A 26196-nucleotide genomic window follows, 5' to 3' on the forward strand; every position below is an offset into this window, starting at 1 on the left:
CTGTGGATAGAACATGTGTACGACGGTGGTCAGCTCTTGTCGATCCCGGCGACGAACGCCCGCCAGGCCGCCGGGGTGAACGCCAGCACCGGACCGGTCCGGTCCTTCGAATCGCGTACGCCGACCACGTCGGGCAGGTTGCCGGCGACCTCGACGCAGTTGCCGCCGTTGCCGCTGCTGCGGCTGCTCTTGCGCCACCGGGCGCCGGAAAACTCCCTGGCTCCGCTCAGCTCCACGACTTCGCCACCTCCCTGATCAGGTCGATTGACTGCCAGTGCGACAGCGTCTCGCCGCGCACGTTTTCCCATGCGGCCAGTATCGCCGCGATGTCGGCCGGTTCGCTAACCACCTGTCCTTGGAGTTGGTTGTCCAGGTAGCCGGCGATCCGGTGATCCGCCGCCGTGGCCAGCACGAACGGGCCGTTCAGTCCGGCGTATTCCCCCACTGTGGACGGCACCACGTAGACCCGGATGTGTGGCTGGCCTGCGGCGTCGGCGAGGGCGAGCAACTGCTCGCGCATGACGGCCGGGCCGCCGACCGGGCGGCGGAGCACCGCCTCGTCCAGCACAGCGGTCAGTCGCGGCGGCTCCTCGTGTTGCAGAATCACCTGGCGGGACATTCGGTGGGCAACCAGTCGCTCCACCTCGTTGCGAGGAATCAGGCCGCCGCCGGTGAGCACCGCGCGGGCGTACGCCTCGGTCTGGAGCAGGCCCGGAACCACCGTGGACTCGAAGGAACGCAGGGTCGTCGCCTCGCGTTCGATCTCCTGCCAGGGGCGGAACCAGACAAGCGCGCGACGCCGCGAAATGTCCGGCCAGATGTCCGAGACGTTCTTGCGCAGCGCTTCTGCCGCTGTCAGGCGGTGCCGGGCATGCGGGATCCGGTCCTCCAACAGCCACCGGCTGACCGTTTTCGGGTCGACGCCTACGTGTTCCGCAAGCGACTCGATGGTGTGCCCGGTGTCGCGCAGGGCCACCCGCAGCGCGTCGTTCATGGTGCCTCCCAGTGGACGTCTCAAATATCTGCGCACCATACGGCTACGCCATGTAGTTGTCTCGTCACCTGCGGGAAGTTGGGGTATCGACGGCGTGGCCGGTGGAGGTTTATCCCCCTTTGACCCGGCGGTCATGACGTCGGGGGGCCGCCGTCGGGCGAGCAGTCACGGCGGCCCCCATCCACCACCGAGGACTGTCGAGCTGGACACGCGCAGCCGACTCACCGCGTGCACGGATCGGGGTGAACCTGATGTCGAACCAGCGCTCGTATTCCGGGCACACGAGTCGCCGTCGCCAGGAGCATCCACCGTCCCGCCCGACGTGGCGCTGCCGCGACTGCGGGATCGCGTGGCCGTGCAGCCCCGCCAAGCTGCGACTGCTCGGGCAGTACCGGGAGAACCGGACCGCCCTGCTGGTCCACCTCGCGGCGTTGTACGCGGAGGCCGCCGCGCAACTCGGTGACGGCCCGTCGCCGGTGGGGCTGTACGACCGCTTCGTGTCCTGGGCGCGTGTCCGGGGATGAGGAGGCTGTCCGCGTACTGCCGAGGGTGCCGGACCGGCTCGCGGAGAGTGCCCTGGGTGGTGGCACGACCGGGGGCCGCTCGGCGTAGCCGGCGGCCCCCGTCCCCGTTGTCGTTCGATAAAGCTCTCAGCCAGCGACGGCCGCTGGTTGCGGTGGTTGCTCGCCCGGGCGAGCGACGAGCACCGTGGCGACGGCGACCGCGAGCCCGGCGATGCTCAGCCCGAGGACCAGCCACGATGGGCCGAAGGGGTAGTACTCGCCCGGGTTGAAGGCGCTGTGCACGGTCAGCGCCGGAGAGTCGTGAGCGCTGCCGTCGCGGAACACCCGCATGACGTTGCCGTAGAGCGCGACCGCCGGCAGCGCCAGCGCCAACAGGGCGAGCCCCCAGAGTCCGGCGGCGGTCACCCGCCGTCCCGGCGGTGCCGCCACCAGCCGGTACGCGACGGCCGCCGCGATCAGCCAGCCGACCACCAGCCCGACCGCCGTGCCGACGACGACCAGGGGCAGGAACGCGGCGGTACGCGTCGCCCCGCCGAAGATCGAGACGAAGCCATCGGAGTATCCCCGGACGTTGACGAGCAGGCCCTCCGACTGGACTGTGAACTGCGCTCCACTCAACGTCGTCTCGGTGGTGGTCCCGTCCTCGTGGCCGGTGACGCTCTTGCCGGAGACCGGTGTGAATCCGGAAACCGACCAGCCATCGGCGGCGAACCGCTGCCGAGTCTGCTCTGCGTCCCAACTGCCGACGCCATAAGCGGTCGAAGAGATGCTGTCGGCATGCCACGAAGAGGCACTGCGATGAGGTGGCGTTCCGCCGCGCTCATCGCCGGCCTGCTGCATGATCCGGGCCATGGCGGCGTCGTCGGGCAGGTCGGCGAAGGTCTGGGCGCCCAGCCAGGAGCCGGCGGCGGCCCCGAAGCCGCCCATGGTCAGCGCGGTGAGCAGCGCGGCGAGAGCCAGCATCGGCCGACCGGCGGGTAGCCGGAACCGCAGCCGCAGGCCGCTGGCGACCAGGTGCAGGGCGTCGCCGATGCGGGGGCGGCGCTGCCCCGGTGCCGCCATCTCCAGCAGCGTGGTCACCAACTCGGTGCCGTGCCGATGCCGGTGCCGGCGCGGATAGGCGAGCAGCAGCCGCCGGTACCCGCGCTCCAGCCGGTCATCAACGGTCGGCCAGCCGGCGCTGCCGTCGCCGGCCGACCAGGCGGTGGTCATTTGGTCACCAGGCCGGGGCTCAGGGCGTTCGCCCGGCTCAGGTTCAGGGTATTCGCCCGGCTCAGGGGGTTGGCCGAGCCGAAGCTGAGGGCGTCGCCGAGGCGCTTACCCAGTTGAACCTCGGCGGCGGTGGCGTGCCGGCGGAGCCGCTCGATCTGCGCCTTCAGCGCGGCGGCGCCGGGGTCGCTGAGCCGGTAGTAGCGGCGCAGTCGGCCCTCGACGGCCTCCTCCCGGTCGACGGTGACCAGGCCCTGCTCGGCCAGCCGGTCGAGGGCCCCGTAGAGGGTGCCCGGCCGCAGCTTGACCTCGCCTCCGGAGAGTTCGTCGACCGCTCGGATGACCCCGTAGCCGTGCAGAGGCTGCGCGGCCAGCGCGGTGAGGATCAGAAAGGTGGGTTCCTGCATGGGAACCGATAGTACGGCGACCGTTATATACCGTCAACCGATCATGCTTGATCGTGCCCTGCCGGATGCTGCTGACGGGAGTGACAATGGGTGCGAAAACCAGATCTTGAGCGCTCGAACCGGCGCGGCGGCCCGTTGGTCACCGCTTGCGCTAGCATTGCTATCAGATTGACCCTTGAGCTGAAGGAGGCGAGGCGATGGCTGCCCTCAGCATCCGGGATCTGGACGACTCGGTGAAAGACAAGCTTCGCCTCCGCGCGGCTCGGCACGGTCGCTCGATGGAGGCTGAGATCAGGGCCATCCTGACCACCGCCGTGGCCGAGGATGCGCCGCGAGCCGATCTCTTCAGTGCGCTCACCGAGCGGTTCCAGCAACTCGGCGGTGTAGATCTGGATGTACCAGAGCGGAACACGCCGCCGCGAGCGGCGGATCTGGCCGAATGATCGTCCTCGACACGAACGTCGTCTCCGAGCTCATGCGCGCTGAGCCGGCTCACGCGGTGCTCAAATGGCTGCGGGCGAACTCGGATAACGGCCTCTACACCACGGCCGTCACTGTCGCGGAGATCCGCTATGGCATCGCCCGCCTGCCCGAAGGACGACGCCGGGAGTCGTTGCACCAAGCGGCCAACGAGATCTTCGCTGCCTTCCCGCGTCAGGTGCTCCCCTTCGACATCGCCGCGGCCAACGCCTATGCCGACATCGTCGCCGCGCGCGATGACGCCGGTCATCCGATCGACGGCTTCGACGCGCAGATCGCCGCTATCTGTCGGTCCCAGGCGGCCACCCTTGCGACCCGCAATCTGAAGGATTTCACCAACACCGGCATCCCGGTCGTGGATCCCTGGGACGAGTTGCCTGGCTAAGCACAAACGGGTGTCTGCGTACGTTCAGCCGCAGAGGACGAGTCAGCGCCGGCCCCCATGGGGGCCGGCGCTGTCGTGTTACAGCTCTCAAGCGAGCGGAGGATACGAGATTCGAACTCGTGAGGGTGTGAACCCAACACGCTTTCCAAGCGTGCGCCCTAGGCCTCTAGGCGAATCCTCCGCGAGCCAGGATACAGGTCTCCGTCGCCACGCCCACCCCACCACCCCCTGAAGATCCATGACGGGTCGGGTAGGCTGGGGGCACCTCCCGTGCGGCGGTATCTCGTGAACCTCCCCAGGGCCGGAAGGCAGCAAGGATAAGCGAGCTCTGCCGGGTGCACGGGGGGCCTTTCTGTCTCCGGCCTGGCTCCGGTGCTCTCCGGCCTGGCTCCGGTGCTCTCCGGCCTGGCTCCGGTGCTCTCCGGCCTGGCTCCGGCCTGGCTCCGGTGCTCCAGTTGCGGCATGTTGGGGCTTCCGGGGGCGCGGATGGCGCGACATGCCGCAACCCGAGTGGATCAAGCAACCGAGGCCTGCCGCTCCCGGCTCGCGCCTCCCGGCTCGTGCGCTCGGCGGAGGTGTTAACAAGGGGCCCTTCCTCTACCGGAGGCGTTAATAAGGTGCCCTTCCTTACATCTCGCCAGCGGGGTGGGTGGTCAGGTCCAGCCTGACCGGGCGAGAATGGCGCGGTCGAGAGGAGGCGGGACGCCGTGGCACTGGCGCTCTACCGCAAGTACCGGCCGCGTACCTTCGCCGAGGTCATCGGGCAGGAGCACGTCACCGAGCCGTTGTCGCAGGCGCTGCGTAGCGGGCGGCTCAACCACGCGTACCTCTTCTCCGGGCCGCGTGGCTGCGGCAAGACCTCAAGCGCCCGCATCCTGGCCCGCTCGCTCAACTGCGAGCACGGGCCCACCCCGGAGCCCTGCGGCACCTGTGACTCGTGCCGCTCGCTGAGCGGCGACGGGGCCGGCTCGATCGACGTCATCGAGATCGACGCGGCCAGCCACGGTGGTGTGGACGACGCCCGTGAGCTGCGCGAGAAGGCGTTCTTCGCGCCGGCCAACAGCCGTTTCAAGATCTACGTCATCGACGAGGCGCACATGGTCTCGTCGGCCGGCTTCAACGCCCTGCTCAAGCTGGTCGAGGAGCCGCCGGAGTACGTCAAGTTCATCTTCGCCACCACCGAGCCGGAGAAGGTCCTCGGCACCATCAAGTCGCGGACCCACCACTACCCGTTCCGGCTGATCCCGCCGAAGGTGCTCCGGCCCTATCTCGAGCAGCTCACCCAGGCCGAAGGCGTGCAGGTCGAGCCGGCGGTGTTCCCGCTCGTCGTACGTGCCGGTGGCGGCAGCGCCCGGGACAGCCTCTCCGTACTCGACCAGCTTATCGCCGGTGCCGGCCCGGACGGCGTCACCTACGCCCGGGCCGCCGCGCTGCTCGGCGTCACCGACGCGGCGCTTATCGACGAGATGTGCGACGCGCTGGCCGCCGGGGACGGTGCTGCCGCGTACGCCACCGTCGACCGGGTGGCCGAGGCCGGGCACGACCCCCGCCGGTTCGCCTCCGACCTGCTGGAGCGCCTGCGCGACCTGATCGTGCTCCAGCAGGTCCCGGACGCCGTGACCAAGGGTCTGATCGACGGGCCGGCCGATCAGATCGAGCGGATGACCGGCCAGGCCGAACGGCTCGGCCCGGGCACGCTCTCCCGCTGTGCCGACATCGTGCACGACGGCCTGGTGGAGATGCGCGGCACCACCGCGCCCCGGCTGCTGCTTGAGCTGATCTGCGCCCGGATGCTGCTGCCCGGCGTCGGCGACTCCACCGGCGGCCTGCTCCAGCGCCTCGAACGGATGGAACGCCGGCTCACCCTCGCCGGCACCGACGCGCCGCCGGCCGCCGCCGACTCCGCACCGCACACCACCGCCCCGGCCGTACGCACCCAGCCTCCCGCCCCGGCCGCGGCTGCCGCCGCGAGTCCGGCTACGACCGCCGGCGGGCCGGCGGCTCCCGGTGCCCAGTCCGGGGCGGCTGCCGCGCGTGCCGCCGCCGCGAGCGCCGCAGCCCGAGGCACGGCTGCGGCCAGCCCTGCCGCCCGAGGCACGGCTGCGGCCAGCCCTGCCGCCCAAGGCGCGGCTACGGTCAGCCCTGCCGCCCAGTCCGGGGTGACTGCCAACGGTGCTGGTCAGGGCGCGGTCGGCGCGCCGGCGGATGCCCCGAGCGGCGTGCCGGCAGCTGGCCTGGCCGGGACGCCGGCAGGTGGCCCGAGTGGAGCGCCGGCCGCGCGCCGCCCGGTGCCGCCGTCGGCGGTCATGCCCGATCCGGCCACTCCGGAGCCGCCCCGGCCGGGCGCGGCGAAACCCGGTGCGCTCGACGCCGTCGCGGTACGCCGGATCTGGCCCGAGGTGGTCGGCAAGGTCGGCCGCAAGAGCAAGAAGGTCGCCGCCTGGGCCCGCGAGGCCACGGTGCGCGAGGTCGACGGCCAGACGTTGGTGTTGACCTTCCGCTACCCGTTCCACGCACAGGCCCTCTCGAACGAACCCGACCTGCTGATCGACTCGCTCTACGAGGAGTTGGGCGAGCGCTGGCAGATCCGGTGCGAGGTGGCCGGCGAGCGTGGCGGTACGCCGTCCGGCGTTTCCCGCGCCGGGGGAGGACCCGGCCCGGCGTCGTCCCGCCCGGCGTCGACCGCGACGAATGGTGCCCGGTCCGGCGCGACCCGACAGCCAGACGGCCCCTCCGGAGCGGACCGGCAGGCGGGCGGAGCCGCTGCCGCGGCGGCGTCCGGTGGTTCGGCGTCGGCCGAGGACGACGAGGGCTGGCCGGAACCGGCCCGGCCCGGTGGTTCGGCGTCGGCCGAGGATGGCGAGGCCTGGCCGGAACCGGCCCGGCCCGGCGGTGCGGGGTCGGCCGAGGATGGCGAGGCCTGGCCGGAACCGGCTCGACCCGGTGGCCCCGACGCGTCCGGTGACGTCGGTGGTGGTTCGTCGGCGGCGCCGCACCCGGGCAGCTCCCCGGCAGCGTCCGGCCCCCACGCCTCGCCCGGAACCTCGGCGGGTTCCGGCACTGCGGCATCTTCCGGCACCTCGCCGGCGTCGGCCGCCACACCCGCCGGGGCGGGCGGCCAGCGGACCGGAACTGCGCCGGATTCCGGGGCCACGGCCGGCGGTCCGCCGTTCGGCGCGTCGGCGACATCCGCCACGCCACGACCGGGCGTGACGACAAACGGCAACGGCGGCAGCGCAGGCGGCCACCGCGGCGGCATGAGCGGTAACGGCGGCAGCGCGGGCGGGCCGAGTGGTGCCGCTGGCGGTAACGGAAGTGTCGCGGGTGGCAACGGTCGCAGCGCTGGCGCGCCGGTGAGCAGTGCAATCGCGGCTGCCCGGGCGGCGGCGGCCGGTCGGGGTGCGCGTACCGGTCAGGCAGCCCGCCGGACGGCCGACTCCGAATTCGCCGGCGAGCCGCCGTACGATCCGGACTTCGACGGCCCGGTGCGCGGCGGTGCGGGACGCTCCGGCGGTGCGGCACCGGTGGCCACGCCGGCCTACGAGGGCTTCGACCCGGGCGACGAGCCGCTGGACGACGTCATCGACGAGAAGACCGCCCGCGAGTCGAGCGAGGAGCAGGCGGTACGCCTCCTCCGCGAAGCCTTCGCCACCACCGAAAAAATCAACGAACCCTGACCCCCCACCCCCCACCCCCCACCCCCCACCCCCCACCCTCCGTCGCGCCGATCTTGCACTTTTCGTCGGGGTAAATGCCGCATCTTGGGCGGATCGGCGACCGGAAGTGCAAGATCGGCGGGGTGGAGCGGCGCGGGGGCGGGATGGAGCGGCGCGGGGGCGGGGTGGTGGGGTGGGAGGGGTGGGGGAGTTAGGGTGGCGGGGTTGTGTAGCTGAGCAAAGGAGCCCTCCGTGCGGCCTGGTGGACAGCCGAACATGCAGCAGATGCTGAAGCAGGCGCAGAAGATGCAGCAGCAGATCGCCAAGGCGCAGGCCGAGTTGGCCGAGGCCGAGGTGACCGGCACCGCCGGTGGCGGACTGGTCACCGTGACCGTCTCCGGTGCCGGCGACGTCAAGGGCATCAAGATCGATCCGAAGGCTGTCGACCCGGACGACGTGGAGACCCTGGAGGACCTGGTCATCGCGGCCCTGCACAACGCCACCGAGGCGGCTCGCGAGCTGACCGAGCAGAAGATGGGCCCGGTCGCGGGTGGGATGGGCGGCCTCGGCCTGCCCGGGTTCTGAGTCCACAGATGTACGAGGGTGCCATCCAGGACCTGATCGACGAGCTGGGTCGGCTGCCGGGGGTGGGTCCGAAGAGCGCCCAGCGGATCGCCTTCCACGTGCTCTCCGCCGACCCGGCCGACGTGAACCGGTTGGCCGGTGCGCTGCGCAAGGTCAAGGAGCTGGTGCGGTTCTGCACCAGCTGTTACAACGTCGCCGAGTCCGACCAGTGCCGGATCTGCCGCGACCCGCGCCGTACCGAAGAGGTGCTCTGCGTGGTCGAGGAGCCGAAGGACGTTATCGCTATCGAGCGGACGGGTGAGTTCCGCGGGCGATACCACGTGCTCGGCGGGGCGATCAACCCGCTGGAGGGCATCGGGCCGGACAATCTCCGCATCCGGGAGCTGCTGGTGCGCCTCGGCGGTGGCGCGGTCCGCGAGCTGATCCTGGCCACCGATCCGAACACCGAGGGCGAGGCGACCGCCACCTACCTCGCGTTGATGGTGAAGCCGATGGGCATCGCCGTGACCCGGTTGGCCAGCGGGTTGCCGGTCGGGGGCGACCTGGAGTACGCCGACGAGATCACCCTGGGACGGGCCTTCGAGGGCCGCCGCGCCGTGTAGCGGACGGGTACCGGCGCTGAGCGTTGGTGTGCCCGCCGCACGCGGGCGTTGGTGTGCCCGCAGCCCGCTGCTGTGCCGGGTCCGCGACGGCGGCGCCGGCATCAAGGCCCGGCTCACCGAGGGTCGGTGGGTATGACGCGTGCGTCGCGATCGGGTCGATGGATGTAACAGAATGATATCGATTGGTAGGGGCTGTTGGTCCCTTTTGTCCTACGACCCGGCTGCTCGTGTTACGTGGCCCGGTCGGTTAGGACACGATCCGGTACCAAGAGGTTTGTGTACCGTTTCCGGCTGGTCCTAACGGGAGCTAAGGTCACCGCCATCGGTGACCCTGTCACCACGTTGTCCGTACCCCCTAGGACGAGGTGAAGCACCCATGCGTGCATCCAGGCCGAAGGTCGCTATCGCGGCCGTGGCGGCCGCGGCCCTCGCGGTAGCAGGCTGTGCCGAGAGCGACCGCGAAGAAGGTTCCGGCGGTAACAAGAAGGAGACTCTCGTCTTCGGTGTCGCTTCTGACCCGAAGGTGCTCGACCCGAGCTTCGCCAGTGACGGTGAGTCGCTGCGGGTGGCTCGTCAGGTGTTCGAGACGCTGGTCCGCCCCGAGGAGGGTGGCACCACGGTCAGCCCCGGCCTCGCCGAGTCCTGGGAGCCGGACGCCGCCGGTACGACCTGGACGTTCAAGCTGCGTTCCGGCGTGAAGTTCCACGACGGCACCGACTTCAACGCCGAGGCCGTCTGCGCCAACTTCGACCGCTGGTACAACGCCAAGGGCCTCATGCAGAGCCCGGACGTGACCGCGTACTGGCAGGACGTCATGGGCGGCTTCGCCGCCAACGAGAGCGACACCCTGCCGGAGAGCCTCTTCAAGTCCTGCGCCGCCACCGACCCCACCACGGTCGCGCTGACCTTCACCCGGGTCTCCAGCAAGATCCCGGCCGCGCTGATGCTGCCGTCGTTCTCCATCCACAGCCCCAAGGCGCTCCAGGAGTACGACGCCAGCAACGTCAGCGGTAGCGCGGACGACATCAAGTACCCCGTGTACGCGACCGAGCACCCGACCGGTACCGGTCCGTTCAAGTTCAAGTCCTGGGACGTCGCCAACAAGTCGCTGACCCTGGAGCGGAACGAGGACTACTGGGGCGACAAGGCCAAGCTGAAGACTCTGATCTTCAAGACCATCTCGGACGAGAACGCCCGCAAGCAGGAGCTGAGCTCCGGCGGCATCCAGGGCTACGACCTGGTCGGTCCGGCCGACGTCGAGCCGCTCAAGAGCGAGGGCTTCAACGTCCTGACCCGCCCGGCCTTCAACATCCTCTACCTGGCGATCAACCAGAAGGGGAACCCGAAGCTGGCGGACCTGAAGGTCCGGCAGGCGCTGGCCCACGCGATCAACCGCCAGGCCCTTGTCGACTCGAAGCTGCCCCCGGGCGCCCAGGTCGCGGTGAACTTCTTCCCGGACACCGTCGAGGGCTGGAACGGCGACGTCACCAAGTACGAGTACGACGTCGAGAAGGCCAAGGCGCTGCTGGCCGAGGCGGGTGCTTCGAACCTGACCCTGCGGTTCCACTACCCGACCGAGGTCACCCGGCCGTACATGCCGAACCCGAAGGACCTCTTCGAGCTGGTCTCGGCGGACCTCCAGGCGGCCGGCATCAAGATCGAGGCGATCCCGCTGAAGTGGAGCCCGGACTACCTGAACGCCACCACCTCCGGCAACAAGCACGACCTGCACTTCCTCGGGTGGACCGGCGACTACGGCGACGGCTACAACTTCATCGGTACGTTCTTCGACCGGCAGAAGGACGAGTGGGGCTTCAACAACCCCGCCCTGTTCGAGAAGTTCAAGAAGGCGGACTCCACCCCGGACCAGGCGGCCCGGGCGGCGCTCTACAAGGAGCTGAACGCCGACATCATGAACTTCCTGCCCGGTGTGCCGATCTCGCACTCGCCGCCGGCCATCGTGTTCGGCAAGGACGTGACCGGGGTCAAGGCGAGCCCGCTCACCGACGAGCGGTTCTCGACCGCCGAGTTCAAGTCCTGATCTGACGCACCGACCGCGGGCGGGCGCTGTTACCCACAGCGCCCGCCCGCGATCCCCTGCACACCCTCGAGGCCGCCGTGATCCGGTTCATCGTCAGACGCCTGCTCCAGTTGATACCCACGCTGTTCGGGCTCTCCATCCTGTTGTTCATCTGGCTGCGCCGGCTGCCCGGCGGCCCCGAGACCGCGATCCTCGGCGAGCGGGGTACGCCCGAGATGCGGGCCGCGATCCGCCAGAATCTCGGCCTCGACGAGCCGATCCTGGTCCAGTACGGCCGGTTCGTCCGGCGGATGATCCGGCTCGACCTGGGCACCTCGATCTCGACCAAGCGCGAGGTGACCACCGAGTTCCTCCAGCGTTTCCCCGGCACCGTCGAGCTGACGGTCACCGCGATGGTGATCGCGATCGGCATCGGCATCCCGCTGGGCTACCTCGCCGCCCGCCGTCGGGGCCGGCTACTCGATCACCTCTCGGTAGGTGGTTCGCTGATTGGCATCTGCATCCCGGTCTTCTTCCTGGCGTACATCCTCAAGGCGATCTTCTCGGAGAACCTGGGCTGGTTCCCGTCCAGTGGCCGGCAGGACCCGACCATCGGCGCCACCCGGATCACCAACTTCTTCGTCCTCGACGGACTGATGACCCGGGAGTGGGACGCCGCCGCCGACGCCCTCTGGCATCTCGTACTGCCCGGTCTGGCGCTGGCCAGCATCCCGTTGGCGATCATCGTCCGGATCACCCGGGCCAGCGTGCTGGAGGTGCTCAACGAGGACTTCGTCCGGACCGCCGAGGCCAAGGGCCTGACCGAGAACGTGGTTCGCCGCCGGCACGTGCTGCGTAACGCGATGCTCCCGGTGGCGACCTCGATCGGCCTGCTCACCGGCGGCCTGCTCTCCGGCGCGGTGCTCACCGAGACCGTCTTCGCGTTCAGCGGCATCGGCGCCTTCCTCGCCGACTCCATCAGCCAGCGCGACTACCCGGTCCTGATGGGCTTCATCATGATCATTGCGGTGGTCTACGTGCTGGTGAACCTGATAGTGGACCTCTCCTACAGCCTGATCGACCCGAGGGTGAGGGTCCGATGACGATCATCAGCGGGAAGAAGCGCGAGAAGATCGACCGTCTCGCCGAACTCGCCGCCCGCGAGGATGAGCGCGGCGTCAGCCTCTGGCAGGACGCCTTCCGCCGGCTCCGGCGCAACCCCGCCGCCATCGTCGGCGCGGTCATCCTCGCCATCTTCGTACTTGTCGCCATCGTCGGACCGTTCCTCGTGCCGTACGGGCCGACGGACACCATGGGCATCCGCGAGGGTGTGGTCCGGGTGGGGCAGGGCCTGATCCCCGGGCACTCCGCCGAGCACTGGCTCGGCTACGACCACCAGGGCCGGGACGTCTTCAGCCGGATGATCGTCGGAGCCCGGCAGACCCTGCTGGTCGGCGTGGTGGCCACCCTGATCGGGCTGGCCGTCGGCGCGTTGATCGGTGGCGTCGCGGGTGCCGCCGCCGGCCTCGGTGGCCGGTGGGGCCGCTGGGTGGACACCACCCTGATGCGGTTCATCGACATGCTGCTGGCGATGCCGAGCCTGCTGCTCGCGGTCAGCATCGCCGCGCTGCTCGGGCCGAGCCTGATCACCGTGATGATCGCGGTCGGGATGGTCTCGGTGCCGGTCTTCGCCCGGCTGCTGCGCGGCTCGATGATCGCCCAGTCCAACAGCGACTACGTGCTGGCGGCCACCTCGCTCGGGGTACGCAAGTCGAAGATCGCGCTGGCCCACGTGCTGCCGAACTCGCTCGCCCCGGTCATCGTGCAGGCCACGCTGACGCTGGCCACCGCGATCATCGAGGCCGCCGCGCTGTCGTACCTCGGTCTCGGCAACCCCGACTCGGCCGTACCCGAGTGGGGGGTGATGTTGGCCGACGCGCAGCCGTGGCTCGGTATCCGGCCCGCGCTGGCCATCTACCCGGCGGTCGCGATCATCATCACCGCGCTCGGCTTCACGCTGCTCGGCGAGGCGATGCGCGAGGCCCTCGACCCGAAGCTGCGGAAGTAGGCACTCACATGTGTGAAGCGCGAGGAGTGAGCTTGCGAGCCCAGCAGTCGCGAACGGAGGGTCGATAATGGCGCTGCTCGAAGTGGAAGACCTCTCCGTCACCTTCGCCCGGCGTGGCCAGCGCACCGTGCGCGCGGTCGACGGGGTCTCGTTCTCGGTGGATGCCGGTGAGGTGGTCGGCCTGGTCGGCGAGTCCGGCTGCGGCAAGTCGGTGACCTCGCTTGCCATCATGGGCCTGCTGCCGAAGCAGCCCGGCCTGCGGGTCGCCGGCAAGGCGGTCTTCGACGGCACTGACCTGCTCCAACTCGACGACCGGTCGCGGCGGGACATCCGGGGCCGGGACGTCGCGATGATCTTCCAGGACCCGCTGTCGTCGCTCAACCCGGTCGTCCCGATCGGCCTCCAGGTGACCGAGGTGCTGACCCGGCACCGGGGCATGAAGGGCGACGCGGCGGCGAAGGAGGCGGCCCGACTGCTCGACCGGGTCGGCATACCCGACCCGAAGCGCCGGCTCAAGGAGTACCCGCACCAGCTCTCCGGCGGGATGCGCCAGCGCGCCCTGATCGCCATGGCGGTGGCCTGCCAGCCCCGGCTCCTGATCGCCGACGAACCGACCACGGCGCTTGACGTCACCATCCAGGCGCAGATCCTGGAACTGTTGAAGGACCTGGTCCGGGACTCCGGCACCGCGCTCGTGATGATCACGCACGACCTGGGCGTGGTGGCCGGGATGTGTGACTCGATCAACGTGCTGTACGGCGGCCGGGTGGTGGAGACCGCGCGGCGGCGTCCGCTGTTCCGCGAGCCGAGGCACCCGTACACCGTCGGGTTGCTGGGCTCGGTGCCCCGCCTGGACACCGGGCGGGGTGAGCCGCTCACCCCCATTCCCGGTTCGGTGCGGGACCTGCTGCCCTGGCCGGACGGCTGTGCCTTCGCGCCGCGCTGCACCCGCCGGGTGGACGCCTGCGTGGGTGAGCCGCCGCCCCTGGTGCTCGCCCACGACGGCCGCAGCTACCGCTGCGTCAACCCGGCCCCCGTGCCCGGGATGCGGTCCGGCGAGGAGGTCCGTGGGGCGGTGACGGGACGGGCCGAGCCGGGCACGGTGCCCGCGCAGGCGGTCCCCGACGATCCGCCAGCCGTGCCGGGCCTGGCCCCCGCTCCCAGCGAGGAGGAGACGCCGTGACCGAGAACGACGTCCTCGTCGAGGTACGCGACCTGAAGGTGCACTTCCCGATCAAGCGGGGCGTGCTGTTCGACCGTACGGTCGGCCACGTCAAGGCGGTCGACGGCGTGGACCTGAAGATCCCGCGCGGCCAGACGTACGGCCTGGTGGGCGAGTCGGGCTGCGGTAAGTCCACGTTCGGGCGGGCGCTGCTCCAACTCACCCCGCCCACCACCGGTGAGGTGAGCTTCGACGGCGTCGAGCTGACCACGCTGCCGGCCGGCAGGCTGCGCGAGATGCGCAGGCGGATGCAGATGATCTTCCAGGATCCGATGTCCAGCCTCGATCCGCGGCAGAACGTCGAGTCGATCCTGACCGAGGGTCTGCACACGCACGGCATCGGCGGCAACCGGGACGAACGCCGGAAGATCATCGCCGAGACGCTGGACAAGGTCGGCCTGCCCCGCTGGGCACTCTCCCGCTATCCGCACGAGTTCTCCGGCGGCCAGCGGCAGCGCATCGGCATCGCCCGCGCGCTGGTGCTCGGGCCGGATCTGATCGTCGCCGACGAGCCGGTCTCCGCCCTGGACGTGTCGATCCAGGCCCAGGTGATCAATCTGCTCGACGAACTCCAGGAGAACCTCGGCCTGACCTACCTGGTGATCGCGCACGATCTGGCGGTGGTCCGGCACATCTCCGACACCGTCGGCGTGATGTACCTGGGTGGTCTGGTCGAGGAGGCACCGAGCGACCGGCTCTACACCGAACCGCTGCACCCGTACACCCGGGCGCTGATGTCGGCGGTGCCGGTGCCGGACCCGGACGTGGAGGACCGGCGGGAGCGCATCCTGCTCGCCGGGGACCTGCCCTCGCCGGCCAACCCGCCGTCCGGCTGCCGCTTCCACACCCGGTGCCCGTGGACGCAGCCGACGCGCTGCGCCGACGAGCGTCCGGCGCTGCGCGAGGTCGGCGAGAGCCGGGTCGCCTGCCACTTCGCCGAGCAGATCGCCAGTGGCGAACTGCGCCCGCACAAGGTGCAGGTGGAGATCGTCCGCCCGCAGGGCGAGGGCGAGGAGCCCGGCGTTGTCTCCGCCCCCAGCGAACCCGGCTCCTTCGTGTAAGGAAGGGCACCCTATTAACGCCTGCGGTAGAGGAAGGGCCCCCTTTTAACACGTGCAGGCCGGTACAGGGCTGAGCGCCCCCGCGCACCTTCGGCGCAGGGACGCGCTCAGCCCTCGGGACGGTTCAGCAGGCCGACGGCGATGCTGTGCACCGCGTCCAACCCGGCGGCGTCGTTCAGCGGCGCGGTGCCGCCGGTGACCGCGTACCACTCGTCGGCGTCCTTGTACTGCACGCGGAGGGTGACCTGGCCATCGGCGAACTCGGTGCGCAGCGTCAGTTCGCCGGTGACCACCCCGACCTCGTCGGTCATCACGCCGCCCGGCCCCGGCACGATGTCGGTGGTCCGGCTCTGCGGCCCGGTGGCGCCCCCGGCGTCGGCCGTCATCCCGGCGCCCGGGACCTCCACCTCGCCAGCGGCGGCGCCGTCCGCGGTCATTCCGGCCGTGGCCGGGCCGGCTGGTGGGCTGCCGGCCGACGCTGCGCCGTCCGCTGCGCCGTCCGCTGTGGCATCCGCTGCGCCGGCATCCGGCGTCTCGGGCGCCGGGGCGTCGCCGGAGCCGGTTACGGCTTGCTCTCCCATGTGCAGCCCTCCAACATTTCGGTCAGCGTGGCCTTCTCGGCACTGGTCACCGTCAGCTGCCAGTGATGCTTCACCGCCACCCAGTCGCCGGCATACTGGCACCAGTATGACCGGTTTGGTGGTTTCCACTGGGACGGATCCTGGTCACCCTTTGCCCGATTGGAGGAGGCGGAAACCGCGAAGAGCTGCGGCCGATCCAGGTCGTTGGCGAAGTCGCCGCGCTTCGAGTCGTCCCACTCGTCAGCACCGGAGCGCCAAGCGTTGGCGAGCGGAACCATGTGATCGATATCCACACTGGACGGATCGGTGAAGCTGCGTCCGTCGTAGACGCTTTCCCACCGGCCGCCCACCACGTTGCAGCCGGAGTGCTTGATGTCCTTGCCGTCGCGCTCCAGGACGGTGTCCCGCACATCACAGTTCTGGCCGGTCTTGCGCCAGTGCGGGAACCGGCTGCGACTGTAGCCGCGCATCGCGCCGGCCTCGGCCACGGTGAGCTGGGAGAGCATCTGGGTGATGGAGCCACCGTCGCTGCTCGGCAGCTCCTGCGGCTCCTCCTCCAAGGGGACACATCCGGCCGCGCCGAGGGTGAGCGCCGCGACGAGCGCGAGCGCCCCCAGGGCGCGAGGTCCTAATCTGGTACGCACAGACGACACCTCTCCAGCTTGCGGGCTTGCGGCGATCCCGCACAGTACCCGGACGCGGTTTCGGCGTTTCGCGGTGTCTGGCACATGCTGCACGGCAGATTGGAAGCCATGTCCGAAACAGCCTCCGCAGTCCGGCTGGGAACCGCCGCCGGTCGGGGCACCCTGGCCGCCGCCGTACTCGCCTCCGGCATGGTGTTCCTGGACAGCACCGTGGTCAACGTGGCGCTGCCCCGGCTCGGTGCCGACCTCGGTGCCTCCGTTGCAGGGCTACAGTGGACGGTCAACGGGTACCTGCTCACGCTCGCGGCGTTCGTGCTGCTCGGCGGGGCGCTCGGCGACCGCTTCGGGCGGCGGCGGATCTTCCTGATCGGAGTGGTCTGGTTCACGATCGCCTCGGTGCTCTGCGGGCTGGCCCTGCGTACCGACTGGTTGGTGGCGGCGCGCTTCCTCCAGGGCGCCGGCGGGGCCCTGCTCACCCCGGGCTCGCTGTCCCTGCTGCAATCCACCTTCCATCCCGATGACCGGGCCAAGGCGATCGGGGCCTGGTCGGGCCTCTCCGGCGTCTCCACCGCGCTCGGCCCGTTCGTCGGAGGCTGGCTGATCGACGCGCTCTCCTGGCGCTGGATCTTCTTCCTGAACGTGCCGCTGGCTGGGCTGGTGCTGCTGGCCACCGTCCGCTGGGTGCCGGAGAGCCGGGACGAGAGCGCCAGCCGTACCCGGGCGGCCGGCCGAGGGCCGCGCCGCTTCGACGTGGCCGGTGCGTTGCTCGGCGCGCTCGCCCTGGCCGGTGTCACGTACGCCCTGGTCGACGCGCCCGGTCGGGGCCTGTACTCGCTGCCGGTGGTGTTGTCGGCCGTGGTGGCGGTGCTCGCCGCGGTGGTGTTCGTGCTGGTGGAGCGGCGCCGTGGCGAGACCGCGATGCTGCCCACCGAACTCTTCGGCAGCCGGTTGTTCTCGGTGCTGAACATCTTCACCGTGCTGGTCTACGCCGCGCTCGGCGGGTTCACCTTCTTCTTCGCCGTCTATCTCCAGAACGTGGTCGGCTGGTCGGCCTTCCGCACCGGGCTGGCCCTGCTGCCGATGACCGTGCTGCTGCTGGTCGGCTCGCCCGGTGCCGGGGCACTCTCGGCGAAGATCGGGCCACGGCTGCTGCTGACCGTGGGGCCGGTGCTGGCCGCCGCCGGTCTGCTGATGCTGCGCACGGTCGGGCCGGGTGCGTCGTACTGGAGCCAGGTGTTGCCCGGCGTGGCACTCTTCGGCGCCGGACTGACCATGGTGGTGGCGCCGCTGACCGCCTCCGTCCTGGCCGCCGTCGCCGACCGTTTCGCCGGGGTGGCGAGCGGCTTCAACAACGCCGCCTCCCGGGTCGGTGGTCTGCTGGCGGTGGCCGCCCTACCGCTGCTGGTCGGGCTCTCCGGCACCGGGTACGAGCAACGCGCCGAGCTGACCAGCGCGTACCGGGGTGCCCTGCTCTGGTGCGCCGGGCTGCTGCTCGTGGGTGCGGTGACCGCCGCCCTGCTCGTGCACCGTCCCGCCCGTCCGCCGGCGGACTGACCCGGTTGATCGGTTGACTGCACCAAACTCGGTGATCAGCTCGTCCACGCCATTGCGCTTGACCTGCACATCGACATCAATGGACGGGCGGTTGAGCGCCGGCCCCGGCGTCGTCTTCCTGTTGCCCCCGGCGGACGAACGGGAGTTGGGCGCGATCCGCACGATGGTGAGGAACGCCGGGATGGCGAGCCGTACGCCCGCTGGCAGGCCTGGATCTCTCCGCTGTGTTCGACGGCCCAGCCGTAGGGCTGGCCGAACGGTTCGCGCGAACACGACCTTGAGGGACTGATGGGCAGCGTCGCGCGCTGACTGCCGGCTGGGCACCTGAGGCATCGCTGAGCGTGCGGCGAAGGAGGGGCCCCTTATTAACAGGCGTCTGTTAATAAGGGGCCCCTGCTATGCACGAGGCGTTAAAAGGGGGCCCTTCCTTACCCGCAAGACCTACGCTGTTGCTGCGGTGCGGTTGACGGCGCTGGTGACCGCCTTGATGGAGGCGGTGACGATGTTGGCGTCCACGCCGACACCCCAGACCGTACGGTCGCCGACCTGGCACTCGACGTACGCGGCGGCCTGGGCGTCGCCGCCGGAGGAGAGCGCGTGCTCGTGGTAGTCGAGCACGCGTACCGTCACCCCGGCCGAGGCGAGCGCGTTGACGTAGGCATCGATGGGACCGTTGCCGATGGCGGTGACGGTGTGCTGTTCGCCGGCCACACCGACCTGTGCGGTGATCTCCACCTTCCCGTCGGCGGTGCCGATGGTGTAGTCGGCCAGGGTGGTCGTCGGGTCGGTCTGGTGGTCGAGCAGGTAGTGGCGGGCGAAGATGTGCCACATGGTGGCCGGGTCGACCTCGCCACCGTCGTGGTCGGTGACCTGCTGCACCACGCCGGAGAACTCGATCTGGAGCCGGCGCGGCAGGTCGAGCTGGTGCTCGGTCTTCATGATGTACGCGACGCCGCCCTTGCCGGACTGCGAGTTGACCCGGATCACCGCCTCGTAGCTGCGGCCCAGGTCCTTCGGGTCGATCGGCAGGTAGGGCACCGCCCAGGCGAACTCCTCGACCGGTACGCCGGCCGCTGCCGCGTCGGCGGCGAGCGCGGTGAAGCCCTTGTTGATGGCGTCCTGGTGGGAGCCGGAGAAGGCGGTGTAGACCAGGTCGCCGGCGTACGGGTGCCGCTCGTGCACGGGCAGCTGGTTGCAGTACTCCACGGCCCGCTTGATCTCGTCGATGTCGGAGAAGTCGATCATCGGGTCGATGCCCTGGGAGAAGAGGTTCAGGCCCAGGGTGACCAGGTCGACGTTGCCGGTGCGCTCGCCGTTGCCGAAGAGGCAGCCTTCGATCCGGTCCGCGCCGGCCAGCAGCCCCAGTTCGGCGGCGGCCACCCCGGTGCCCCGGTCGTTGTGCGGGTGCAGGCTGAGCACCAGGCTGTCCCGGCGGGGCAGCTGCCGGTGCATCCACTCGATCGAGTCGGCGTACACGTTCGGCATGGCCATCTCGACGGTGGCCGGCAGGTTGATGATCAGCTTGCGGCCCGGCGTCGGGTCGATCACCTCGATGACCTTCGAGCAGACCTCCAGCGCGTACTCCAGCTCGGTGCCGGTGTAGGACTCGGGCGAGTACTCGTAGAGGATCTCGGTGTCCGGGGTGTGGATCTCGGCGTACTTCTGGCAGAGCCGGGCCCCGCTGGTGGCGATGTCGGTGATGCCGTCGCGGTCCAGCCCGAACACCACCCGGCGCTGGAGCGTCGAGGTGGAGTTGTAGAAGTGCACGATTGCCCGGCGTGCCCCGCGCAGCGACTCGAAGGTCCGGTCGATCAGGTGTTCCCGGCACTGGGTCAGCACCTGGATCGTGACGTCCTCGGGGATCAGATCCTGCTCGATCAGCTGCCGGACGAAGTCGAAGTCGGTCTGGCTGGCCGACGGGAAGCCGACCTCGATCTCCTTGTAGCCCATCTGGACCAGGAGCTGGAACATCCGGCGCTTACGCTCCGGCGACATCGGGTCGATAAGCGCCTGGTTGCCGTCGCGCAGGTCGACCGCGCACCAGCGCGGCGCAGCCGTCACGTGGCGGGTGGGCCAGGTGCGGTCCGGCAGGTCGATCCGGAACTGCTGCTGGTACGGCTGGTACCGGCGGAACGGCATCTGGCTGGGACGCTGCCGGGCGATGGGATCGGACTCGACGTCGGTGGTGCCGGCTGGGTGAGCCATGGCGGAGTTCTCCTGTGGTCATGTGGCGTCAGCAGTGGATGTCGGCAGCGGATGCCGAGCGGAAAGATCCGGGACAGTGCTGGCGGCGCGGTTCAACTCCGCGACGAGGTGCCGGCCGTCAGGCCTCGTCGCGGCGACCAAGGAGAAGGTGCGCCTGCCACATGACAGGGTGACCCTACGTGATGGGGCGGGATCTGGGAAGCCGGGTCCGGACTCTGAGACGGAATTCGCACCCTTCGGTCACTGCGTCGCGTCCGCGCAGCTCAACACGAGTTCGGCCAGGGGGCGCCGGTGGCGTAACGCCGTCTCGTCGGCCACCAGTTCGGCCGGCAGGCTCAGTGGATCGCCCAGTTGCCCGACCGCGACCACCACGTACGGTCGCAGCTCGTCGGGCAGGTCGAGATCGGCGGCCAGGCCGGCGTGGTCGAGGTCGGTCAGTTGGCGTACGTGCAGCCCGAGCGCGGTGGCCTGCACGGTCAGGTGGGCCACTGCCTGGCCCAGGTCGTACGCCGCGAACGGGTGACCGGTCCGGGAGTACGCGGCGAGCAGCAGCGCGCTGGCCCGGCCGGCCCAGCGTTGGTCGGCGGTGGGCAGGTTGACCAGGAGCCGTTTGAAGGTGTCGTCGTCGCGATGCCCGAGGGCGAACCGCCAGGGCTGCCGGTTGTCGATCGAGGGCGCCCACCGGGCGGCCTCCAACAGCGTCGCCGCTTCGGTCCGGCTCAACTCGGCACCCGGGTCGAAGGACCGCGGGCTCCAGCGGAAGGCGAGCAACGGGGTGAGGTCCGTCATGCGTAAACAGTCCCGTATGGGCGATTTGCCGAGCTGGCTGGGGTGGCCGGATGTGGGCAACGACACCCGTAACGCAACAAGTGGTCAGGGCGTTGGGGTGCCCGGCTCCGGGCCACCGGGCTGGCCGTCAGTCGGTGCCCGTGGGTCGCCGGGTGCTCCCGGGTCCGCCGGGGCTCCCGGTTCCGGTGAAGCCCACGGGTCGACCGGCGGTGCCGCCATGCCGAGCGGCTCGCCGTCGATCACCGGCCCGGCCAGTTGCACCGTGGCCGGGGCGGCTTCGGGCGGTGCGGCAAGCGTCAGCGTGCCGAAGGCCGCGCGTACCGCGGTCGGGGTCCCGTCGGTGTCGAAGCAGTAGATCCCCACGTCCAACGGGGGGTTGATGGAGGCCGCGGTGGTCTCCACCGAGTAGCAGGAGCCGGTCGCTCCGGGCGGTGCCGCGGCCGGCGAGACGGAGAGCGGGGCGCGCCGGTCGGTCAGCACGTCCAACCAGTCGGTGAACGGGTGCTGCACCCGGGGGTCGAGCCGGCGCGGCAGGGTGTCGTCCCGGTCACCGAGGCGTACGCAACCGGCCGGCTCCGGGCGGGTCGGCGAGGGCAGCGCGCACTGGAACAACCCGTCGGCCGTCGCGGCGAGCGAGATGTCCGCGGCGCCGCCGAGCGCGCCGCCCGGGATGTCCACCCGCCAACTGCCGTCGTTGGCGCTGGTCACGGTGATGAGGCGAGCGTCGGCCCCGTCGACCCGCAACGTGTAGCGCGCGACCAGGTGCCGATCCTGGGCCGCAGCGGCGAGCGCGGCCAGCTCGTCGCGGGCCGCGTCCATCCCCACCGGCCGGGGCGCGGTGCTCGGGGGCGGCGGCGGTTCGGCGGGCGGATCGGCGGAGCAGCCGGCGAAGAACACGGGCAGCGCCAGCACGAACGGAGCGGGCAGGGCACGCGCGAGCCGGGTGGGCAGCGCACGGGCCTGCGCGGCACGGGCGCGCGGGGTGGGTAGGGCGCGCGCCGGCACGGGGGTGAGCGGGACGGGCCGGTGCCGGGCGGGACGGTGGTCGTACACCCGGCCATTCTCGGCGTTGTGGACCGCTTGAGGACACCTCTCGCCGAACGCCGACGTTTCCGGCGTGTCGCGGGCCACCTCCTGCGGTCGCGCGGGCCGGATCGTGGGATCACCTGACCCGGCGGTCAGACCGGCCCGATACCCTGAGGGCGTCCGACCCGCGCCGCCGGCCCCGGTGTCGGCGGCGTCGACACGCTCAGCGTGAGTGTCGGTGGCGTCGACACGCTCAGCCTGAGTGCCGGCGGCGTCGGCACGCTCACAGGGCAACCGGGAGGGAGTGCGCCGTCGTGGCACTCGTGGTGCAGAAGTACGGCGGATCCTCCGTCGCCAACGCGGAGCGGATCAAGCGGGTGGCCGAACGGATCGTCGCGGCCCGCAAGGCCGGCGACGACGTGGTCGTCGTGGTCTCCGCGATGGGCGACACCACCGATGAGCTGCTCGACCTGGCCAACCAGGTGAGTCCGCTGCCCCCCGGCCGGGAACTGGACATGCTGCTCACCGCCGGGGAGCGGATCTCCATGGCACTGCTCGCCATGGCGATTCACAACCTGGGCTACGAGGCCCGGTCCTTCACCGGTTCGCAGGCGGGTGTGATCACCACCTCGGTGCACGGCCGGGCGCGGATCCTCGACGTCACCCCGGGACGGCTCAAGGGGGCGCTGGACGAGGGCGCCGTGGTCATCGTGGCCGGGTTCCAGGGTGTCTCGCAGGACACCAAGGACGTCACCACGCTGGGCCGGGGTGGATCGGACACCACCGCCGTGGCGTTGGCCGCCGCGCTCCGGGCTGACGTGTGCGAGATCTACACCGACGTGGACGGCGTCTTCACCGCGGACCCGCGCATCGTGCCCAACGCCCGGCACATCAAGCAGATCACCTACGAGGAGATGCTGGAGCTGGCCGCCTGCGGTGCGAAGGTGCTGCACCTGCGCAGCGTGGAGTACGCCCGCCGGGCGGGGCTGCCGATCCACGTCCGTTCGTCATACTCGACAAACACCGGCACCATGGTCACCGGATCGATGGAGGAGCTTCCTGTGGAGCAGGCACTGATCACCGGAGTGGCTCACGACCGCAGCGAGGCCAAGATCACGATTGTCGGGGTGCCCGACGAGCCGGGCGCTGCGGCCAGCATCTTCGACACCGTCGCCGGTGCCGAGATCAACATCGACATGATCGTGCAGAACGTCTCCACCGAGGGCACCGGCCGCACGGACATCTCCTTCACCCTGCCGAAGGCCGACGGCCCCACCGCGATGAGCGCGCTCAGCAAGATCCAGGAATCGGTCAACTTCAAGGGCCTGCTCTACGACGACCACGTCGGCAAGGTCTCGCTCATCGGTGCCGGGATGCGGTCGCACCCGGGGGTGGCCGCTGGTTTCTTCGCGGCGCTGGGCCAGGCCGGCGTGAACATCGAAATGATCTCCACCTCGGAGATCCGGGTCTCCGTGGTCTGCCGGGACTCCGACCTCGACGCGGCGGTCCGCGCCATCCACGAGGCGTTCGACCTCGGCGGTGACACCGAAGTCGTGGTGTACGCGGGGACGGGGCGGTAGCGTCCGTGGCCAGGCTGCCCACCCTGGCCGTGGTCGGGGCGACGGGCGCCGTCGGGGCGGTGATGTGTGCGCTGCTCACCGGGCGTCGCAACGTCTGGGGCGAGATCCGCCTGCTGGCCTCGGAGCGGTCGGTCGGGCGAAAGGTGCGGTGCCGGGGCGAGGAGTTGACCGTCCAGGCGCTCTCCGAGGAGGCGCTCGACGGGGTGGACGTCGCGATGTTCGACGTACCGGACGAGGTCGCCCTGCGCTGGGCGCCGATAGCGGTACGCCGGGGCGCGATCGTGGTGGACAACTCCGGCGCCTTCCGGATGGACCGGGACGTACCGCTTGTGGTGCCGGAGATCAATCCCGAGCAGGTGGGTGACCGGCCACGCGGCATCGTCGCCAGCGCGAACTGCACCACCCTTGCGATGATCATTGCGGTCGCGCCGCTGCACTACGAGTACGGGCTGCGTGAGCTGGTGCTCGCCTCGTACCAGGCGGTTTCCGGAGCGGGCCAGGCCGGCGCGGACACCCTGCACAACCAGCTGACCAAGGTGGCCGGCGACCGGACGCTCGGTTCGCGTACCGGCGACGTGCGGCAGGCGGTCGGTGACGAACTCGGCCCGTTCCCCGCCCCGCTGGCGCTCAACGTGGTGCCGTGGGCCGGCTCGCTTACCGACGATGGCTGGTCGTCCGAGGAGATGAAGCTGCGCGACGAGTCGCGCAAGATCCTTGGGATGCCCGACCTCAAGGTCTCCGCCACCTGCGTACGGGTGCCGGTGTTGACCGGCCACTCGGTCGCGGTGCACGCCGTCTTCGCCACCGAGATCGACGTCGACGGGGCCCGCGCGGTGCTCCGCAACGCTCCCGGGGTGATCGTGGTGGACGATCCGGCGGCCGGAGAGTTCCCGATGCCCATCGACGCGGTCGGTACCGATCCGTCCTGGGTCGGCCGGATCCGCCGCGCCCTCGACGACCCTCGCGCGCTGGACTTCTTCGTCACCGGCGACAACCTCCGCAAGGGCGCAGCCCTCAACATCGCCCAGATCGCCGAACTCCTCGCCAAGGACCTCAGTTAGGCGGCGGAGAGGTGGACGCCGTCGCGACCCTGGCGTTTGACCGCGTAGAGAGCCTGGTCGGCGCGGCGTAGGGTCAGCTCGGGCGACTCGCCGGGGCGGGGGAGGGCGACGCCGACGCTTATCGTACGGCCGATCCGGCGGGCCGCCGCAGTGAGCCGCTCGGCGACCCGGACGGCCTCCTCGGGCCGGCTCACCTCGATCACCGCGACGAACTCGTCACCACCGATCCGGTACAACTCGTCCCCCTGGCGCAGCGCACCCTCCAGGGCCCGGGCCAGACCGACAAGCACCCGGTCACCCGCCTGGTGGCCGTACGTGTCGTTGACGCTCTTGAAGCCGTCCACGTCGATCGCCAGCAGCGCGGTGCGTCCGGGGGTGGCGTGCGCGATCCGCTGCCCGAACGGGCCGGTGTGCCGCAACCCGGTGAGCGGGTCGGAGCTGGCCTGTTCGCGTAGCCGGTCCAGGGTGCGCAGCCGGTCCAGGCAACTCCACGCCTGACCGGCGAGCAACTCCATCAGGTTGACCGTGGCCGGATCCGGCCGCCGCAGCCGTTCGTCGGCGACCAGCAGCACCGCGCCACCGTCGGCCGGCCCGACCGGGACCGCCACAAGCGTGCGTACGCCGGCCCGGACCAGGGGCTCGTGTTCGACGGTGGGCGGGTGACCGGCCTCCCCGACCGTGTAGCCGGCACCGTACCGATGGACCCGCTCGACGATCCGGCGCAGCGCGGTCGGCCCCGCCTCGGTCAACTCGGCGCGGATCCGGGCCTCCAACTCGCCGGGCGCCACCGGCGGGGCGGCGAGCCGGGGACCGCTGCGACCGCAGAGCACCAGGACGGCCGCAGCGAGGGTCGACACGTCCCGGGCCGCCCGGATCGCGGCGGAGAGCAGCTCCCGTTCGGTGCTGGCGGCGGTCATCGCCGTGGCGTGCCGCAGCAGCTTCTCGCTGCGGCTCTCCGCCGGGCCGCCGAGGGCCATGATCCGGGCGCCGAGCCGAGCGGCGACCCGTTCGGCCGTGGTCCGCCACCACGCGAGGTCGGCGGGGGCGATCCATTGCAGATCGAGTACGCCGACCGGCCGGCCCGCCGGGTCCAGCACCGGTACGCACACCTCGGCGATGACGTCGGGGCGTACCGGGATGTGGTCGGGGTCGGCGCTGACGTCCGGGACGACGGCCGACCTGCCGCCGCTGTGCACCCGGCCGACGATCCCGGCGTCCGGTGCCACGGTGGCGAAGACCTGCCAGGACCCGGTGGCGGCGACGCAGCGGAGCCGATCGTTTACATGCAGCAGGACGGCGATGGTGGCGGGCGTGAACTGGGCGAGGGCGTCGACCGCCGTCTGGCACGCCTCGGCGACGGTCGACGCCAGGGGCAGGCGGGCCGTGACGTCACGGATGACTCGCTGATGATCCACTCGCACGTCGTTCCAGGTCGGAGGTGGTCCCGGCCGATGCCGGGTCGCCGATCAAGCGTACTCAGCGGCAGGGGCGGCGACCTTCGTACACATGTGCTATCCACAGGTTGTGGATGCCGCCCGGCCGG

At 70.7% G+C, this 26196-nt stretch carries 24 protein-coding genes, 1 tRNA gene and 1 other RNA gene; 15 read left to right on the forward strand and 11 right to left on the reverse strand.

Annotated elements, in window-relative coordinates:
- Positions 1-29 precede the first annotated feature (29 nt).
- Complete coding sequence (locus tag AC507J_RS07820) at positions 30-230, reverse strand: DUF397 domain-containing protein (RefSeq protein WP_496288541.1); 201 nt, start codon at positions 228-230, stop codon at positions 30-32.
- Positions 227-994: a Scr1 family TA system antitoxin-like transcriptional regulator gene (locus AC507J_RS07825; RefSeq protein ID WP_496288400.1), complete on the reverse strand. Its 768-nt coding sequence runs from the start codon at positions 992-994 to the stop codon at positions 227-229. Before AC507J_RS07825 ends, AC507J_RS07820 begins: the two co-directional genes overlap by 4 nt.
- A 251-nt stretch (positions 995-1245) precedes the next feature.
- On the opposite strand from AC507J_RS07825, the gene AC507J_RS07830 reads away from it, so the two are divergent.
- Positions 1246-1518, forward strand: coding sequence for a flavin reductase (locus AC507J_RS07830; RefSeq protein ID WP_496288401.1), 273 nt, complete (start codon positions 1246-1248; stop codon positions 1516-1518).
- Between the two features lie 126 nt (positions 1519-1644).
- Here the strand turns inward: AC507J_RS07830 and AC507J_RS07835 are convergent, their stop codons facing one another.
- Positions 1645-2730 carry a hypothetical protein gene (locus AC507J_RS07835; RefSeq protein ID WP_496288402.1) on the reverse strand — a complete coding sequence of 362 codons (1086 nt, stop codon included), beginning with the start codon at positions 2728-2730 and terminating at the stop codon, positions 1645-1647.
- The gene (locus AC507J_RS07840) at positions 2727-3134 is read right to left on the reverse strand and encodes a PadR family transcriptional regulator (RefSeq protein ID WP_496288403.1); all 408 of its coding nucleotides are present in this window, start codon (positions 3132-3134) and stop codon (positions 2727-2729) included. The genes AC507J_RS07835 and AC507J_RS07840 overlap by 4 nt, the downstream gene beginning before the upstream one ends.
- A 197-nt stretch (positions 3135-3331) precedes the next feature.
- Here AC507J_RS07840 and AC507J_RS07845 point away from each other — a divergent pair, with 197 nt between their 5' ends.
- Positions 3332-3577 (forward strand): FitA-like ribbon-helix-helix domain-containing protein, encoded by a 246-nt coding sequence (locus tag AC507J_RS07845; protein WP_341718017.1) that lies wholly within the window; start codon positions 3332-3334, stop codon positions 3575-3577.
- Complete coding sequence (locus tag AC507J_RS07850) at positions 3574-3999, forward strand: type II toxin-antitoxin system VapC family toxin (RefSeq protein WP_341718016.1); 426 nt, start codon at positions 3574-3576, stop codon at positions 3997-3999. Before AC507J_RS07845 ends, AC507J_RS07850 begins: the two co-directional genes overlap by 4 nt.
- Before the next feature lie 96 nt (positions 4000-4095).
- On the opposite strand, the gene AC507J_RS07855 is transcribed toward AC507J_RS07850, so the two are convergent.
- Positions 4096-4180, reverse strand: a tRNA-Ser gene (locus AC507J_RS07855).
- Positions 4181-4261: 81 nt separating this feature from the next.
- Between AC507J_RS07855 and ffs the strand changes: the two genes are divergently transcribed.
- The 9 genes from ffs (at position 4262) to AC507J_RS07900 (ending at position 15213) form a co-directional block, all read left to right on the forward strand.
- Positions 4262-4351: signal recognition particle sRNA small type (gene ffs / locus AC507J_RS07860), an RNA gene on the forward strand.
- 355 nt (positions 4352-4706) lie between these two features.
- Entirely contained in the window at positions 4707-7676 is a 2970-nt protein-coding gene (locus AC507J_RS07865) for a DNA polymerase III subunit gamma and tau (protein ID WP_496288404.1), read from the forward strand.
- 255 nt (positions 7677-7931) lie between these two features.
- A complete protein-coding gene (locus AC507J_RS07870; protein WP_496288542.1) occupies positions 7932-8240 on the forward strand; it encodes a YbaB/EbfC family nucleoid-associated protein in 309 nt (102 codons plus the stop codon).
- A gap of 8 nt (positions 8241-8248) precedes the next feature.
- Positions 8249-8842: a recombination mediator RecR gene (gene recR / locus AC507J_RS07875; RefSeq protein WP_496288405.1), complete on the forward strand. Its 594-nt coding sequence runs from the start codon at positions 8249-8251 to the stop codon at positions 8840-8842.
- A 376-nt stretch (positions 8843-9218) separates the two neighbouring features.
- A complete protein-coding gene (locus AC507J_RS07880; protein WP_496288406.1) occupies positions 9219-10883 on the forward strand; it encodes an ABC transporter substrate-binding protein in 1665 nt (554 codons plus the stop codon).
- Positions 10884-10960: 77 nt separating this feature from the next.
- The gene (locus AC507J_RS07885) at positions 10961-11965 is read left to right on the forward strand and encodes an ABC transporter permease (protein ID WP_496288407.1); all 1005 of its coding nucleotides are present in this window, start codon (positions 10961-10963) and stop codon (positions 11963-11965) included.
- Positions 11962-12930, forward strand: coding sequence for an ABC transporter permease (locus AC507J_RS07890; RefSeq protein WP_496288408.1), 969 nt, complete (start codon positions 11962-11964; stop codon positions 12928-12930). The genes AC507J_RS07885 and AC507J_RS07890 overlap by 4 nt, the downstream gene beginning before the upstream one ends.
- A 67-nt stretch (positions 12931-12997) precedes the next feature.
- Entirely contained in the window at positions 12998-14113 is a 1116-nt protein-coding gene (locus AC507J_RS07895) for an ABC transporter ATP-binding protein (RefSeq protein WP_496288409.1), read from the forward strand.
- Positions 14110-15213, forward strand: a complete 1104-nt coding sequence (locus AC507J_RS07900) for an ABC transporter ATP-binding protein (protein WP_496288410.1) — start codon at positions 14110-14112, stop codon at positions 15211-15213. The genes AC507J_RS07895 and AC507J_RS07900 overlap by 4 nt, the downstream gene beginning before the upstream one ends.
- A 107-nt stretch (positions 15214-15320) precedes the next feature.
- On the opposite strand, the gene AC507J_RS07905 is transcribed toward AC507J_RS07900, so the two are convergent.
- Complete coding sequence (locus AC507J_RS07905) at positions 15321-15794, reverse strand: hypothetical protein (protein ID WP_496288411.1); 474 nt, start codon at positions 15792-15794, stop codon at positions 15321-15323.
- Complete coding sequence (locus AC507J_RS07910; protein WP_496288412.1) at positions 15776-16438, reverse strand: HNH endonuclease family protein; 663 nt, start codon at positions 16436-16438, stop codon at positions 15776-15778. Before AC507J_RS07910 ends, AC507J_RS07905 begins: the two co-directional genes overlap by 19 nt.
- A 108-nt stretch (positions 16439-16546) precedes the next feature.
- On the opposite strand from AC507J_RS07910, the gene AC507J_RS07915 reads away from it, so the two are divergent.
- A complete protein-coding gene (locus AC507J_RS07915) occupies positions 16547-17992 on the forward strand; it encodes an MFS transporter (protein ID WP_496288413.1) in 1446 nt (481 codons plus the stop codon).
- A gap of 441 nt (positions 17993-18433) precedes the next feature.
- Here AC507J_RS07915 and leuA read toward each other — a convergent pair whose 3' ends face one another.
- The 3 genes from leuA to AC507J_RS07930 form a co-directional block, all read right to left on the reverse strand.
- Positions 18434-20197, reverse strand: coding sequence for a 2-isopropylmalate synthase (gene leuA, locus AC507J_RS07920; protein ID WP_496288414.1), 1764 nt, complete (start codon positions 20195-20197; stop codon positions 18434-18436).
- 240 nt (positions 20198-20437) lie between these two features.
- Positions 20438-20986, reverse strand: a complete 549-nt coding sequence (locus AC507J_RS07925) for a nitroreductase family protein (protein WP_496288415.1) — start codon at positions 20984-20986, stop codon at positions 20438-20440.
- Between the two features lie 84 nt (positions 20987-21070).
- Positions 21071-22039 carry a hypothetical protein gene (locus tag AC507J_RS07930; RefSeq protein WP_496288416.1) on the reverse strand — a complete coding sequence of 323 codons (969 nt, stop codon included), beginning with the start codon at positions 22037-22039 and terminating at the stop codon, positions 21071-21073.
- A gap of 287 nt (positions 22040-22326) precedes the next feature.
- On the opposite strand from AC507J_RS07930, the gene AC507J_RS07935 reads away from it, so the two are divergent.
- On the forward strand, positions 22327-23592 hold the full coding sequence (locus tag AC507J_RS07935) for an aspartate kinase (protein WP_496288417.1): 1266 nt from the start codon (positions 22327-22329) through the stop codon (positions 23590-23592).
- 5 nt (positions 23593-23597) lie between these two features.
- Positions 23598-24653, forward strand: coding sequence for an aspartate-semialdehyde dehydrogenase (locus tag AC507J_RS07940; protein ID WP_496288418.1), 1056 nt, complete (start codon positions 23598-23600; stop codon positions 24651-24653).
- On the opposite strand, the gene AC507J_RS07945 is transcribed toward AC507J_RS07940, so the two are convergent.
- A complete protein-coding gene (locus AC507J_RS07945; protein WP_496288419.1) occupies positions 24650-26068 on the reverse strand; it encodes a sensor domain-containing diguanylate cyclase in 1419 nt (472 codons plus the stop codon). The two genes, AC507J_RS07940 and AC507J_RS07945, sit on opposite strands and share 4 nt — an antisense overlap.
- Positions 26069-26196 lie beyond the last annotated feature (128 nt).

The sequence above is a fragment of the Micromonospora sp. PRAS1 genome (genome assembly GCF_059553435.1).

Bases quoted from the DNA above. Each gene is read 5' to 3' on its own strand.
- AC507J_RS07890 (WP_496288408.1), top strand. From the start codon at position 11,962: ATGACGATCATCAGCGGGAAGAAGCGCGAGAAGATCGACCGTCTCGCC.
- AC507J_RS07835 (WP_496288402.1), bottom strand. From the start codon at position 2,730: ATGACCACCGCCTGGTCGGCCGGCGACGGCAGCGCCGGCTGGCCGACC.
- AC507J_RS07870 (WP_496288542.1), top strand. From the start codon at position 7,932: ATGCAGCAGATGCTGAAGCAGGCGCAGAAGATGCAGCAGCAGATCGCC.
- AC507J_RS07915 (WP_496288413.1), top strand. From the start codon at position 16,547: ATGTCCGAAACAGCCTCCGCAGTCCGGCTGGGAACCGCCGCCGGTCGG.
- AC507J_RS07895 (WP_496288409.1), top strand. From the start codon at position 12,998: ATGGCGCTGCTCGAAGTGGAAGACCTCTCCGTCACCTTCGCCCGGCGT.
- AC507J_RS07845 (WP_341718017.1), top strand. From the start codon at position 3,332: ATGGCTGCCCTCAGCATCCGGGATCTGGACGACTCGGTGAAAGACAAG.
- leuA (WP_496288414.1), bottom strand. From the start codon at position 20,197: ATGGCTCACCCAGCCGGCACCACCGACGTCGAGTCCGATCCCATCGCC.
- AC507J_RS07925 (WP_496288415.1), bottom strand. From the start codon at position 20,986: ATGACGGACCTCACCCCGTTGCTCGCCTTCCGCTGGAGCCCGCGGTCC.
- AC507J_RS07830 (WP_496288401.1), top strand. From the start codon at position 1,246: ATGTCGAACCAGCGCTCGTATTCCGGGCACACGAGTCGCCGTCGCCAG.
- AC507J_RS07825 (WP_496288400.1), bottom strand. From the start codon at position 994: ATGAACGACGCGCTGCGGGTGGCCCTGCGCGACACCGGGCACACCATC.
- AC507J_RS07880 (WP_496288406.1), top strand. From the start codon at position 9,219: ATGCGTGCATCCAGGCCGAAGGTCGCTATCGCGGCCGTGGCGGCCGCG.
- AC507J_RS07840 (WP_496288403.1), bottom strand. From the start codon at position 3,134: ATGCAGGAACCCACCTTTCTGATCCTCACCGCGCTGGCCGCGCAGCCT.
- AC507J_RS07905 (WP_496288411.1), bottom strand. From the start codon at position 15,794: ATGGGAGAGCAAGCCGTAACCGGCTCCGGCGACGCCCCGGCGCCCGAG.
- AC507J_RS07850 (WP_341718016.1), top strand. From the start codon at position 3,574: ATGATCGTCCTCGACACGAACGTCGTCTCCGAGCTCATGCGCGCTGAG.
- recR (WP_496288405.1), top strand. From the start codon at position 8,249: ATGTACGAGGGTGCCATCCAGGACCTGATCGACGAGCTGGGTCGGCTG.